The sequence below is a fragment of the Acidobacteriota bacterium genome (assembly GCA_016716435.1).
Taxonomy (GTDB): domain Bacteria; phylum Acidobacteriota; class Blastocatellia; order Pyrinomonadales; family Pyrinomonadaceae; genus OLB17.
The window spans coordinates 323,919-336,278 of sequence record JADJWI010000001.1; the positions used below are offsets into that span (position 1 = coordinate 323,919).

Below are 12,360 nucleotides of genomic sequence, written 5' to 3' on the forward strand. Positions count from 1 at the left end.
TTGTTAACCGCAGGGCTGCAATTTTCGCACGTTCCGCTGCGGTGCGATACAATCCTAACGATGAGAAACGCAAAGATCCTCGCCACGCTCGGCCCGGCCTCAAACACCGAACCGATCATCAGGACAATGATCGAAACAGGTGTCAACGCCGTCAGGATAAATATGTCGCACGGCACCTATGCCGAGCACGAAGTGTTGATCGCGAATGCCCGAAGTGCGGCTCGCTCGCTCGACCGGCCGCTGGCAATTCTGGTTGACCTCTCAGGCCCAAAGATCCGAACAAGTACACTAGCCGGCGGCGAGCCTGTAATGCTAACCGAGGGTGCGCGATTTACACTGACGACCAAAAAGGTCGAGGGCACGAGTGAGATCGTTAGTACCAATTTCTCCGAACTCCCGAAAGTGGTCACACCCGATTCGATGATCCTGCTCGATGACGGAGCGCTCAAGCTAAGGGTCGATTCGGTGACCGACACGGACGTCAACTGCACCGTCGTTGTCGGCGGCGAATTGAAGGAACGCAAGGGCATAAACCTGCCCGCAACCTCGCTCCCGATCCCCTCGATGACCGAAAAGGACCACGCCGATCTGGAATGGGCGATGGGGCAGAACGTGGACTACATCGCTCTTTCGTTCGTCCGGCGTGCCGAAGATTGCGTCGAAGCGAAGGAGATGATCAAAAAGCTCAATCGGCGGGAGATGGGCTGCGCGTTGCTCGTTGCGAAGATCGAAAAAGCAGAGGCGATCGTAAATCTTGAGGAGATCATTCAGGCGACCGATGGCGTGATGGTCGCCCGCGGCGATCTTGGCGTTGAGACCTCGGTCGAGCTTGTTCCGGTCTATCAAAAACGAATCATCGAACGGGCCGTCGCCAATGATCGATTTGTCATCACAGCCACGCAGATGCTGCAGTCGATGATCGAGAGTCCTTACCCGACGCGTGCCGAAGCCTCGGACGTCGCCAACGCAGTTTGGGACGGGACGGACGCCGTGATGCTCTCTGCCGAAACGGCTTCGGGCAGCTATCCGGTCGAAACGGTTCGGACAATGGCACAGATCATCGATTCCGCTGAAACCATCAAACCCGACCAACTTAAGAAGCCGGTAAAATTCTCTCTCCCGCCCTCGGGCCGGACGAGCCAGGCACTCTGCAAGGCCGCAGCCTACGCCGCAAAAGAAACGATGACCGAAAAGATCGCGGTTTACACAGAATCCGGCTTGATGGCACGGCGGCTTTCGAGCTTTCGTTCGGGTCTGCGGAGCTTTGGCCTAACGACCTCCGAGGACGCCTACAATCAGCTTGCTCTTATCTGGGGAGTGCAGCCCTTCGTTCACGAAGTTCCTTGGGCGACTCAGGAGATGCTGAAGATCGGCGAACGGACGCTTCTCGAAGCGGGCATGGTCACTCCGGGCGAGACTCTTGTAATGATGGCGGGCCGCCTTTCCGGACTCGGGCTCTCAAGCTCGGTCGTTGTCTGGACCATCGGAGAAAGTGTCCCACTGAGGGGATCGCAGAGTCCCGGCGATTCGCACTCGGGCAGTTGAGATCTTCAGCTCATGCTGAATTCCGCATCGGCTGATCGTTTTTCAGCAAGATGCGTTATCATCATATGCGGCACCGTCAGGCAACTTAGCCCGACGAAAACTGCCTGAATAACACCGGCCTCTATTCCTCCGACACGCGCGAAATTTATTGCAAAAGCACCTGCCAAAAGCGTGATAACGGTCAGCGGAACAGATTCGCGCGCGATTCGACTAAAGCCCTTTGCCAGCGAGTTTGGCTCGATCCAACCGGCTAATTCGATAATATGTCTTATTGAGTGAAGAAACACGAAATACAGCGAGAACGCTATCAGCGGAGGTAACGTAAAGTTGAGAGCCACGAGCACCAAGGCTTCAGTGCCTAGAAGATACTCACGCCGCCGAAGTGCGGAAATCAGCGTAAAAAGAACCGCGATCGCAGCAAGAATTCCAACACTTTGCACGTACTCCTCGACCCATATAGTCGTGGCCGCAATCGTCGAAAAAAGCTCTGAAACGTCTTCGGGTCGTAAAGCGATCGGCAGCAATATTGGAATCGAGCCTCGCATGAACGCATGCAAGATCCCGTTTTCCTGCAAACGGTCAGATCCAAAATGAATTGCCGAGTAAACGAGAAATGCGGTTAGAGCGGCCGCGGGTGCGATAAACCAAAAAGCGAGTCCCATCGCTCCAAGCGTAAGATAAAACAACGCGAATATGATCGGCCATTGTTGGCCAAATCGCGGCCGCATCAAGATCTCGCCGACCCGATGATCCATTGCCCCGTGCCCGAGACCAATGGTCGCGACGCCGATCGACATCAGCACAACCTGAGTTGTGAAATCGGGCGTCCAAAACAACCCCAACAACGCGCAGCCGATCAAAACCGGGAGCATCAACTTCGTGTGCAAGTCCCTCAATTTCTGTTGGGCCGAGCGGCTCGTCACAGACGGACCTCCGTATTTGGCCGGAAGGCCTTAACGGTCGCTGAACTTGATCGGCGCATAAGCCAGATGTTGCGGGATCGCCACGCTTCGATGATGAACGGGAGCTTCGGCATCGACATTATAACGGCAAGCTTATCGAGCAGGCTGCTGTCATCCATCATAAAGCGAGCGAAGCGGTCCGGATCCGTGTTCTGACTGATCCTTAAAAACAGTTCACCCGCCTGCTCCGGGTGCTTCGAAAGAAAGCTTAAGAATATGCGATCCAGGGTTTTCGAAAGCCATTCCTGCTTTCGATCTTTGATCGGTTGTCCGCGTTCCAACGTATCTGCGATCTGTCGGCTGTGTTCGTGGATCGCCGCGAAGGCGTAACCAGTCGACGGACGTGCCAGCCCGCCGCTGAGTCCGATCCTCGTTACTTTTTCCGAGGTGTTAGACTCGATCTCCGCGGTGACCATTGGGATCCTGCCGTTCTCATGACCTAGCATACGCCAAGAGTTTTCACCGTAAGTGTTGTTGAGATAGGTCTCCGCTTCATTTCTCAGATGATGAAATGAAAGCTTCGAAGCACTGAATAAAGTAACCTCAACCAAGGCACGCCGCCTCGAGAATGGCAGTACGTAGATGAAACGGATCGCATTTTCTTGATCGATGGCGAAGTCCATTAGGGTCGCGACGCCGGGATCGAACGCATCTCGCGTCATCTCAACTTCGATCCCCGAAAACTGCTGCCAAAGGGCAACGTCATCTCGATTTCCCTCAAAAAAGGCGTTGGGCTGCGGGCGGCTGTCGAAAAAATGCTCCGGCCTGATCTTTTGTTTTAATTGATTCGACCGGTCGACGATATGGAACCAACCATCGGCCCCATTTACAAGACGGCAGCCAAAATGCATTTCGACCCTAGGGTCAGAGGCTAATTGCTCAAAGCAATAATCGTAATAGTCAGAAGATCGAATCGACTCGTACGCGTACCGCCCAGATTCGGAAATGTTCTCGCCGTTGAAGGTCTTGCATTTCCATTTGTTCCAGCGGTTCGTTGCGAGGCCGCTAAAGAGATGAGGTTTGGTCGCAAAACCGCTCCAGGTTCGATCATTTTTGTACTCGTCACGCATTCGCGGTTCAACGAGCACGATGTTTTTGTTAAGGCTCTTACGCTGAACTAGATGGGTCGCGAGGCTAAGACCAGCACACCCGGCTCCGGCGATGAGGATCGAACCAGTTTCTTCGTTCATTGTGACACCTTCATTCCCTTGAAAGTCAGGCTGGCCTCAGAAGCTAGGCCAGCCTCCAACTAAGTGCAAGATTGAGGACCTAGGCTGGCAATGCGGCGTCAGATAAACTCGACCCCGGGACTTCCTCTTCCAACTCGCTCTTTCGGCGAGCAATGAAGTAGATGACTAGTCCATAACCGGCCTTTGCAGTGACGTCGGCGATCGAGTATCCGATCTGGATCGCTACTTCGCCTTCGGCAGTGGTTCCCGTCAGAGTCTTGATGGCAAAGGCTATCGGGTAGAACATCCACGTAACCAAGATCACGACCCGGGCAGTCGAGATCAATCCACGAACCTCAGCGGGCTGCCTCTCCAAGGCCTTTCCAAGTTCGATGAAAAGAACATAGAGAGTGTAAATGAAGGGGATCATGCTGAGTGTCCAGAAGATCCACCGCGTTCCGGCATCTGATGAAACCTCACCCGGATAGCCCAGGGCGATCATCAGGGCTGTTGCAACGACCAACTTGGTCAAAAGGGTTCGACTCTCACTGCGAGCAAGGGCAAGTACGGCGACAAGTTCGACCATTAAGAGCGGAACCGTGATGAACCAGTCAGCGTACCGGTAAAAGTCGTTGAACGGTGTTCCGCTTGCAACATAGCGGGCAAGGTTTCCCGTCCCCTCCAGCGCGTACGCAGTGACGAACGAATCATAGATCCGAAAATAATGGTACGTCGCGATAAGGCACACGAGTCCACTGACCACGACTGCGAGCCTGTAGCGCTTGTTGACACCAGGGCTGATAAAGTAAAAGATCGCCGCCGCACCAAGAGTGGCGATAGCGAAGGAAAGAAAGTTTGCAACTAACGAAAATTGTCCGACGGAAAGCTCAGGTAACATATGTCCTCCAGGAATTTATTTTCTTTACGCACAAAATGCGTTCCTAAGAGGTCCTGCGGCCGTTGCATTGCTTACCACTTGGCCCATGTTCGGTCTTTGTGACAACAGTGTCACTGTCCGGTTCCGATGATCCCCAAAACTACAAAGATTTCTCGGTCCTGAATGGACAAGCGAAGCCCCAGGACAATTCTTAGTGATTTACATCGACTTATCGACTGAAATCAATAGGGTTTTCGGGTGTCAGGATTTAACAGATGCACTTATACCTTATGAAGAATTGTGAGGATGCGTGTAAGTGTTTCTAATATGTGGGAGACATACTAGATCGAGCAAACTTTACGCCTCTGGGGACTCTAAAGAACGGAGAAAATTAATGATCGCCTCGGCGGTTTGACGCTGCTGTTCCTCGCGGCTGATAGCGGCAGCGTTGTCGCCGCTCTGGTCGCCGTAGTAGCCGAATTGTGCGTGGTTCCCGCCTTCTATCGGAACCCACACGGTGCTCGCCGGCAGTACACGTTCCGCCGCACGAATGTCCCGCGGTTCCGAGACGCCGTCGAGCGTTCCGTAGACCGAAAGAACTGCGAAGCCCGAGTTTTTGAGCTGCGACGCCGCCAGCGGATACGACCCGAGAAAAATGACGCCCCGGAACCTCGACGGATCCGCCTCCGCAAATCTTGCCGCCATAGTCCCGCCGAGCGAATGCCCGGCCGCAACCCAAGTTTCAATTTCCGGATTTTCAGCAATTGCCCGTTCAGCCGCATCCGGCTCGAAGACCGCCATATTTAGCCTTACGGAAGGGATCGCTACTAGATAGCCCGCCTCGGCAAGCCGCCGCCCGAGCGGTGCATAGGCCCGAGCATCAACCCGTGCTCCTGGGTAGATCACTACGCCAGCTTTCGGCTTCCCCGCCTTCGGCAAAAATGTCAGCGTCGGTTCGGTGCGAACCTCGACCGTCTCACTGCTCGTCATCGCCTCAAGAGCCTCCGGCATCGGCGACGGGATCCACAAAGCCCAAAGCAAAAAGAAGCCGCCGGAGACGACGAACGCGGCGGCCATAAGCCCGAGAAAAAGTCCGACCTTCTTCATTACCTTATTTTACCTAAGCAAACTGAAAACAGAGATCACGCGACCGCCGTTCCGAAAAGGCTACCGACAAGAGCCGTAACAACCATCGCCGCAGCTCCCCAAAAAGCAACGCGAACGGCACCGCGAACCGGATCGGCGCCGCCGGCTCTCGCGGCGATCGCACCGAGGCCGGCGAGTGATACGAGCGAGCCAGCTCCAACAATGTACATCAGCCATTCGCCAGCGAAGGCCAGCACGAGGGCTAGAGGGATCGCCGCTCCAATGGCAAAACTCACTGCAGAAAAAACCGCCGCCTGTATTGGCCTCGCCTTCAGTTCCTCGGTTATTCCGAGTTCATCGCGGGCATGAGCACCGAGTTTGTCGTGTGTGGTGAGTTCCTCGGCCACCTGTTTGGCGAGTCCGGGACTCAACCCTCGCGAAATGTATATGCCGGTCAGCTCGCTCAGTTCGCCCTCAGGATCTTCCTCAAGCTCTTTCCTCTCACGTTCAATATCGGCGCGTTCGGTATCCGCCTGCGAATAGACCGAAACATACTCTCCGGCGGCCATCGACATTGCACCCGCGACGAGCCCGGCAATGCCCGCTACCAAAATCGCGTCGCGGTCCCCGGTGGCTGCCGCTACACCGATGACGAGGCTCGCGGTCGAGACTATTCCGTCATTGGCGCCGAGAACCGCTGCCCGAAGCCAGCCCACTCGTTCGGTCCGATGATATTCATCGTGTCTCATAGCACCACTTCCCGAGGTCAGGTTCGCGAACCGTTATCGATCACAACTCAAAGATCCTCCCTTCCCCATTTCAGCGACCGGGCCATCCATACGAGCTCATCGAGGAACCCGGTAACCCGCTTTTCATAAGCCTCGTCAAGCAGATTACCGTCCTCGTCAAACTTCGTGCCGACCTTCGGAAAATTGAGATCCGTAAACGTGACGGCAAGCCCGAGTTCGCGGACCATCGGGACCATTGACTCAATGACTCGCGTGCCGCCCCACGGCCCGGCCGAAACGCCGACCAAAGCGACCGCTTTGTGAATATATTCTTTCAACAGCGTGTCGAGCACACTCTTGAGCACGCCCGGATAGCCGTGGTTATATTCGGGAGTGACGATGACAAGCCCATCGGCGGCGATCACTGCATCGCGCCACTCGGGAAAAAGATGGCCGATCTCTGTGCCGTAATGGTCCTGCGGCAGGTCGAAATCGCGGACGTCGAAAAAGACAGGCTCGATGTCGTCGCGTTCCTGCATCTGTGCAAAGACCCACTTCGCGACGTGCTCGCTCTTTCGGTCCTTGCGGTTGGTGCCGAGTATGATCGGTATCGATAGTTTTTCGCTCATAACGTCTAAAAAGCAAAAAGCCGGCGGGATTATTCCCCGGCCGGCCCTGTCAATCTATTTTGAATCGCGCTTGCCCTGCCGCCGTTTGTTCACACCCGAGAGATGCCCTCTTTGCCGCGTGATGCCGCTGCGGGCTATCCTTGTCTCCTCGACCAATGCCGTCGGGTCATCCAGGCGAGCTGCGGCCTGCGGGCCCTGAGTCGCATCGACATCGGCATGTGCCGCCGCCTTCGAAGCAAACGTGGCTTTATCCGATCGCGAAGCGGCCGGCCTTCCGGCTCCGGTTCCGCGGCCCTTCGAGGCCGAAGCTAGTGGCTTCTTAGGTGCTGCCTTTTTTGCGGCTGCCTTCTCTTTTTCCTTCGCCTTTGCCTCGGCGGCCTCGACCTTGGCGAGCCGGGCGACGAATACGTCATGCACTTCAGCAAAGAGCTCCGCTTTCTCCTTGCTTCGGTCCGCTGGCTGCACACCGCGAGCCTTCGCGGTCGCCTGCTTTGACCGCACCTGACTACGCTTTACGTCCTTTAGCTTGTCGCGGAGCGTCCGGCTTCGCTTTACCAGGTTTTTGAGTTCCTTCACCGTGAGCTTGTTCAAACGCGGTGCACGCGCCATATCGTAAAGCTCAAGTTCCTTTGCGTTCGTAAGGGCTTTCGCCTCGTTCCTGTTGAGTTTCATATCTACAGGATAACCCAGGCGTCAAGGCTTGTGCGAGGACGAAAGTGCGGCCAACGGCGTTAGACGTGTGCCCTATCGCCAGTCGGGCGGTTCGCGGTATTGAAATTGGGCGTCGCGGTCGGCGGCCGTTTGATCGTCGCGGCCGTAGGTGGAACCGAAACCGGCGTCGTCGCGGAGCATGTGCGGCGGCCGCTGCGGCTCGTAAACCTGCTTCCAGTCCTCCCCGAGAAAGAAGACGAAGGCATAGACACCCGCCGCCGTTCCGAAGGGCATGCTCATCACTGCCAAGGCCCCGGCGACGATCGCCGCAATGCGAGCCCACGGCTTTCGATTTTTCATCGCGTAGTAGGCAACAAACGAGGGTACGACGAACAGAGCGTTGATCAGGACGGCGACGAGGGCAATAACGCCAAACAAAACCGCGGGAAAATTGGGGTCGCTTGCACCGGCGGCACCGAAGACGATCAGAAATACAGCGGCGACGAGAAGGAGCATCACTGCTTGAAATATCCCGTAGCCGAGAAATGCCCAGGATACGTATTTGTTGTGCTCTTCGCCGGTCATAGAAATAAATACGCCGGGACGTGCCCGGCGGTTCCTTTATTTGGCATTGAGGACTTGTGCGACGGTCTCTTTCTTTAGGCCATTGCCCTTACGGTTGTTGTAGTCGTTCACTGAGATCTGCTTGTCCCGCCAGGCGTCGAGGTGGCCGACCTGATGGACGCATTGGATGGTGCAGGTCGGGGCGCACCATTTTTCCGTGATGTACTCGCGTTCCATGTCCTCGTGAGTATATTCGAGCAGCGGAATGCCCGGCGTGCCTCGTTGCTGCGAGCACCAACTGACAATGCCGCCCTCATCCACATAAAGATAACGGGCACCGGCACGGCACCGCCATTCGTATTCCTTACCTTCAACGAGCGCGTCCTGGAACCAATTCCAGCGGGCGTAGGACCGAGTTCCCTTTGATTTGATCTCTTTGTAAACTTCCTTCTCGCGGTCGGTCAGGCCCTTGTTGAGGCCCATTTCGTCATGGATCACGCCGACGGTCGAAGAGAACCCGAGCTCGCGGGCACGGCTAGCGATTATCAGAGCCTCCTCCGGATTTGCCACACCTCCGCCGACGACCGAATTGATGTTTACCTTGAACTTCGCGTGGTCGCGGAGATTGACGAGCTTCGCATCGAGCACCTTGAGGCTCTTTTTCGAAACTTCGTCGGGCGTTACGTTGTCGATCGAGATCTGCAGATAGTCGAGCCCTGCTTCGTTGAGCTTTTTGATCTTATCGACCTGAAAATAGTAGCCGTTCGAGATAAGGCCGGCAATCATTCCGTGGTGGCGGATGCGGGCGATGATCTCAAAAATCTCCGGGTGCATCATCGGCTCGCCGCCCGAAATGGTGATAACAGATGAACCAAACTCGGCAAGTTTGTCGATCCGCTCGAGCATTACATCGATCGGCACCGGGTCGCTCGTCTTGTCATATTCATTGCAATAAGTGCACGCAAGGTTGCACCGCCGCATCGGGACGATGTGGACCAGCACCGGATGCTTGGTCGAGGCAAATGCCCGCACCGTATGGCGGACGCCGCGTGTGAACCTGCTAAATGAACTTGCCTTGGGCATAAATCGCTATTGCAAAGGGCCGCCCTTCGCTTATCTGCCGAAACCGAAATTATAAGACGCGGTGAGCGGCAATTCAAACCGCACGAAAAAGCCCCGGACAACTCTCGCCCGGGGCCAATCGAAAATGACCGCCAAACTAGGCATCAACCTTCTTCGTTCCCGGCGGAAGCTTTACCTGAAAGATAGATCGGTCGAGCGTGATGTTCTTCTCAAGATTCTTGAGCAGGATCGTGGTCGAGTCGCCGTTATTTTCAACTACCTTACTCTGTCGCGGCATTCCGTCCGAATCGACCCAGACCTCGGCGTATTGATACGAAGCCTTGATCTTCGGCGTCAGCTTCAGGTGAATTGTGCTAACGCCGCCGCTGATAGTAGCGTTCGGGCTTAGCTGAACTACCTCATAGTTTTTCCGAAGCTCGGCACGCGACATATTCATGAATGCAAGAGCTCCGCTTGCCGTGCCTTTGCCCTTAGCCTGCTTTGTGCTTCCGGTGATGTACTGCTGGAGACGCGGGCGGTAAATGATGTATGTTCCCTTCACAACCGCAAATGTCTCATCCGGGCTCCGCCAATCGATGCGGACAAGCGGATCGCCATTACGCTGCGGAACGTAGGAAACCTTGCCCTCGGTCGTGTCCTTGACGCGAAGCTGCGTGTTTTCCTTCACCATTGTCACGTCGGCCCTGAGCGACGTAAGCGCCTTGTTGTGATTGTCCATCCGGGTCAGGATCGCGTTGGTCAGCTGGCCTGAGACCTCGCTCGCCGCCGCTCCGCCGATCACAAAGATCAAAGCTGCCAGCCCGAGATATTTCTTAATATTGCTCATATAAAACTCCGTAAATACAAAAACGGCTTTCGGCCGCTCTAGCGGATCTCTATCTCATAAACCGTCTCGCCGCGGGCGTTCTTTTTCTCGCGGGTCTCGACGATGACGGCCTCGGAATTCCCACTGATCTCCCGAACCCGGAGTTCGAGCGTTGCCCGGTCCGGGGAATAGTCCTCGGCTTTGACGATCAGCCGAGAGGTTTGGGTTGCAAGCCTTTCCCGTTTATCAAACCAAGACCTCGGCGTCAAAAAGATAAAACCGACGATCATCAAGCAAAATACGACATAGATCGAGGTCTCGCGACCGTAATCCCATAGCAATGCTCGCTTAAAAACGCTCATTTTCTATACGGCCCGCTCCACTTCGACTATCCGCCCGTCGCGCATATTTATCGTCCGCGAACAAACGGCCGCCGCCTCGGGGTTATGGGTGATCATAATGATCGTTTGGTTAAATTCCTCGTTCAGCCGGCGGAACATATCGAGCACGATCTTCGAATTCTCAGTATCAAGATTGCCGGTCGGCTCATCGGCAAGGATGATCGCCGGTTCATTGATAACGGCACGTGCGAGTGCCACCCGCTGCTGCTCGCCGCCGGAAAGTTCAAGCGGCTTGTGGTGCATTTTATCCTCAAGCTTCAAGAGCCGCAATACCTCTCGCCGCTTCGAATCGTCGTGGCTATGGTCGCCGGTGTGGATCCGCTCGGCGAGTTTCAGGTTTCCCTCGGCCGAAAGTGTCGGAAAAAGATTGAAACGCTGAAAAACAAAACCGATCTTCCGCCGTCGAATATCGGTCCGCTTGGCGTCAGAAACGTCCGAGATATCCTCGCCATCGATGATGATCCTGCCCGAGGTCGGGCTAAGCAGTCCGCCAAGCAGGTGAAGCAGCGTCGATTTTCCGCATCCCGAAGGGCCCATGATCGCGACGAACTCGCCCTCTTCGATATCAAGAGAAACGCCCCGCAAAGCAGGAACGTCGATCTTATTTCCCATCCGGTAGGACTTTTTCAGGTCCTCTGTCTTGAGAATCGTTTTCATTACGGGGACTTTTGCAGTCGGCTCGCCTCCGGTACAGGCCGCGGCGTCGTTGCCCCGGTATTGTTTTCACGAAGCATTTTGTCGAGATCGACCTCTTCGAGGTTCCACGAATTCTGCAGCACGAATGCCTCTTGCGGAAACTGATGCCCGATCATCACTTTTTCCGGCACCTGATAGGTGAGCCGCATCGAATACTTCTCCTTCGGCCGAGTTACGACTATCTCAAGCGGAAGATTTTTGTATTCACCGGTATCGGTCAGGCTGCCCTCGCGGCCATAAACGATGTCTGACGCGATCTCGCCGCGGGCGTCGAAGATCTGTTGACGGGCGAGCCGAATGCCGCCGACGCGGTCGAACCAGAACCGCCGGACGATCTGCAGGCCGCCATCGGGGTTTCGGCCAAACTCATCAAGCAGATAATACCCGCGATTGACCACCCGGAGCGGCGACTTTTTCTTCTGCTTTCCATCTTCTTCGATCAGGAAGGTCGAGCTCATCGAATACGTGTATTCGCCGCCGGTCGGCCGGACGAGCATGGCATCGGTAAAATGCTGCGGGCGTAGATTTGCAAAGGCGTTGACGTTTTGGCGGATCGTGCCGTCGCCGTTGGCGAGGTCGATCTCACGCTGTAGCTTTGCGTAATCGGCATTGTTCGTGCCCATTACGAATTTCTTGTACTTGCCGCTTCCGCCATCCTGAAGCACCGCGACCCGGAACTTCTCGCCATCGGAGGTCATCTGGGCGACATCGGTTTTGAGGACAGGAACCTGAACCTTCAGGTAAATACTCGCCGGCCGCTGAACGACAACCTCGCCATCGGCCGAGCGATAGACCTCTTTGCTGCCGAACTGGGCGAAGGAGTTATCTTCGAACTTGAGGTCCATTTTCGCCCGAAGCGATTCGACCCGCGCAAAGCGGTCAACCTCGTTCCGTAGAAATGTAAGTGAGGCCTCCTCGGTCTTGAGAAGTGTCGGTGTGCCGCGTTCATTCTTGACCGAGATGCAGCCCGAAAAAAGGGCTGCAACGGCCACGATGAGAATGGTACGTATATAGCTTGTATTAAAAGGGCGAAACATCTCCAATCTCTGATGTCCGGCGACGCGGCTCTGTTGCACCGAAATAAGACCAAATGTCTCGTTTCAGGACATCAAACCGATGATAATACCACGTACATCGTGCAACTTCTAGCGACAAGACAAAGAC

The 12,360-nt window shown here is 55.4% G+C and carries 14 protein-coding genes; 1 reads left to right on the top strand and 13 read right to left on the bottom strand.

Annotation, left to right across the window (positions count from 1 at the left end; genetic code table 11):
* Positions 1 to 60: 60 nt before the first annotated feature.
* A complete protein-coding gene (pyk, locus tag IPM21_01610) occupies positions 61 to 1,545 on the top strand; it encodes a pyruvate kinase (protein MBK9162613.1) in 1,485 nt (494 codons plus the stop codon).
* A gap of 5 nt (positions 1,546 to 1,550) precedes the next feature.
* Here pyk and IPM21_01615 read toward each other — a convergent pair whose 3' ends face one another.
* From IPM21_01615 to IPM21_01675, 13 genes are all read right to left on the bottom strand, one after another.
* Complete coding sequence (locus IPM21_01615; protein ID MBK9162614.1) at positions 1,551 to 2,420, bottom strand: Brp/Blh family beta-carotene 15,15'-dioxygenase; 870 nt, start codon at positions 2,418 to 2,420, stop codon at positions 1,551 to 1,553.
* Between the two features lie 44 nt (positions 2,421 to 2,464).
* On the bottom strand, positions 2,465 to 3,697 hold the full coding sequence (locus IPM21_01620; protein ID MBK9162615.1) for a hypothetical protein: 1,233 nt from the start codon (positions 3,695 to 3,697) through the stop codon (positions 2,465 to 2,467).
* A gap of 79 nt (positions 3,698 to 3,776) precedes the next feature.
* Entirely contained in the window at positions 3,777 to 4,574 is a 798-nt protein-coding gene (locus IPM21_01625) for a bacteriorhodopsin (protein ID MBK9162616.1), read from the bottom strand.
* A gap of 336 nt (positions 4,575 to 4,910) precedes the next feature.
* Positions 4,911 to 5,660, bottom strand: a complete 750-nt coding sequence (locus IPM21_01630) for an alpha/beta hydrolase (protein MBK9162617.1) — start codon at positions 5,658 to 5,660, stop codon at positions 4,911 to 4,913.
* A gap of 35 nt (positions 5,661 to 5,695) precedes the next feature.
* The gene (locus tag IPM21_01635) at positions 5,696 to 6,388 is read right to left on the bottom strand and encodes a VIT family protein (GenBank protein ID MBK9162618.1); all 693 of its coding nucleotides are present in this window, start codon (positions 6,386 to 6,388) and stop codon (positions 5,696 to 5,698) included.
* 47 nt (positions 6,389 to 6,435) lie between these two features.
* The gene (locus tag IPM21_01640; protein MBK9162619.1) at positions 6,436 to 6,996 is read right to left on the bottom strand and encodes an NAD(P)H-dependent oxidoreductase; all 561 of its coding nucleotides are present in this window, start codon (positions 6,994 to 6,996) and stop codon (positions 6,436 to 6,438) included.
* Between the two features lie 54 nt (positions 6,997 to 7,050).
* The gene (locus IPM21_01645; GenBank protein ID MBK9162620.1) at positions 7,051 to 7,668 is read right to left on the bottom strand and encodes a hypothetical protein; all 618 of its coding nucleotides are present in this window, start codon (positions 7,666 to 7,668) and stop codon (positions 7,051 to 7,053) included.
* A 72-nt stretch (positions 7,669 to 7,740) separates the two neighbouring features.
* Positions 7,741 to 8,232, bottom strand: coding sequence for a hypothetical protein (locus tag IPM21_01650; protein ID MBK9162621.1), 492 nt, complete (start codon positions 8,230 to 8,232; stop codon positions 7,741 to 7,743).
* Positions 8,233 to 8,268: 36 nt separating this feature from the next.
* The gene (locus IPM21_01655; protein MBK9162622.1) at positions 8,269 to 9,294 is read right to left on the bottom strand and encodes a radical SAM protein; all 1,026 of its coding nucleotides are present in this window, start codon (positions 9,292 to 9,294) and stop codon (positions 8,269 to 8,271) included.
* A 136-nt stretch (positions 9,295 to 9,430) separates the two neighbouring features.
* Positions 9,431 to 10,120, bottom strand: coding sequence for an outer membrane lipoprotein carrier protein LolA (locus tag IPM21_01660; GenBank protein MBK9162623.1), 690 nt, complete (start codon positions 10,118 to 10,120; stop codon positions 9,431 to 9,433).
* A gap of 38 nt (positions 10,121 to 10,158) precedes the next feature.
* Positions 10,159 to 10,461: a hypothetical protein gene (locus IPM21_01665; protein ID MBK9162624.1), complete on the bottom strand. Its 303-nt coding sequence runs from the start codon at positions 10,459 to 10,461 to the stop codon at positions 10,159 to 10,161.
* A 3-nt stretch (positions 10,462 to 10,464) separates the two neighbouring features.
* Complete coding sequence (locus IPM21_01670) at positions 10,465 to 11,157, bottom strand: ABC transporter ATP-binding protein (protein MBK9162625.1); 693 nt, start codon at positions 11,155 to 11,157, stop codon at positions 10,465 to 10,467.
* A complete protein-coding gene (locus IPM21_01675; GenBank protein ID MBK9162626.1) occupies positions 11,157 to 12,233 on the bottom strand; it encodes a hypothetical protein in 1,077 nt (358 codons plus the stop codon). The genes IPM21_01670 and IPM21_01675 overlap by 1 nt, the downstream gene beginning before the upstream one ends.
* Positions 12,234 to 12,360 lie beyond the last annotated feature (127 nt).

What these genes read in the sequence shown, in the direction of transcription:
- IPM21_01655 (MBK9162622.1), bottom strand. Translation starts at nt 9,294, where the DNA reads ATGCCCAAGGCAAGTTCATTTAGCAGGTTCACACGCGGCGTCCGCCAT.
- IPM21_01665 (MBK9162624.1), bottom strand. Translation starts at nt 10,461, where the DNA reads ATGAGCGTTTTTAAGCGAGCATTGCTATGGGATTACGGTCGCGAGACC.
- IPM21_01645 (MBK9162620.1), bottom strand. Translation starts at nt 7,668, where the DNA reads ATGAAACTCAACAGGAACGAGGCGAAAGCCCTTACGAACGCAAAGGAA.
- IPM21_01650 (MBK9162621.1), bottom strand. Translation starts at nt 8,232, where the DNA reads ATGACCGGCGAAGAGCACAACAAATACGTATCCTGGGCATTTCTCGGC.
- IPM21_01630 (MBK9162617.1), bottom strand. Translation starts at nt 5,660, where the DNA reads ATGAAGAAGGTCGGACTTTTTCTCGGGCTTATGGCCGCCGCGTTCGTC.
- IPM21_01675 (MBK9162626.1), bottom strand. Translation starts at nt 12,233, where the DNA reads ATGTTTCGCCCTTTTAATACAAGCTATATACGTACCATTCTCATCGTG.
- IPM21_01660 (MBK9162623.1), bottom strand. Translation starts at nt 10,120, where the DNA reads ATGAGCAATATTAAGAAATATCTCGGGCTGGCAGCTTTGATCTTTGTG.
- pyk (MBK9162613.1), top strand. Translation starts at nt 61, where the DNA reads ATGAGAAACGCAAAGATCCTCGCCACGCTCGGCCCGGCCTCAAACACC.
- IPM21_01670 (MBK9162625.1), bottom strand. Translation starts at nt 11,157, where the DNA reads ATGAAAACGATTCTCAAGACAGAGGACCTGAAAAAGTCCTACCGGATG.
- IPM21_01635 (MBK9162618.1), bottom strand. Translation starts at nt 6,388, where the DNA reads ATGAGACACGATGAATATCATCGGACCGAACGAGTGGGCTGGCTTCGG.
- IPM21_01640 (MBK9162619.1), bottom strand. Translation starts at nt 6,996, where the DNA reads ATGAGCGAAAAACTATCGATACCGATCATACTCGGCACCAACCGCAAG.
- IPM21_01625 (MBK9162616.1), bottom strand. Translation starts at nt 4,574, where the DNA reads ATGTTACCTGAGCTTTCCGTCGGACAATTTTCGTTAGTTGCAAACTTT.
- IPM21_01620 (MBK9162615.1), bottom strand. Translation starts at nt 3,697, where the DNA reads ATGAACGAAGAAACTGGTTCGATCCTCATCGCCGGAGCCGGGTGTGCT.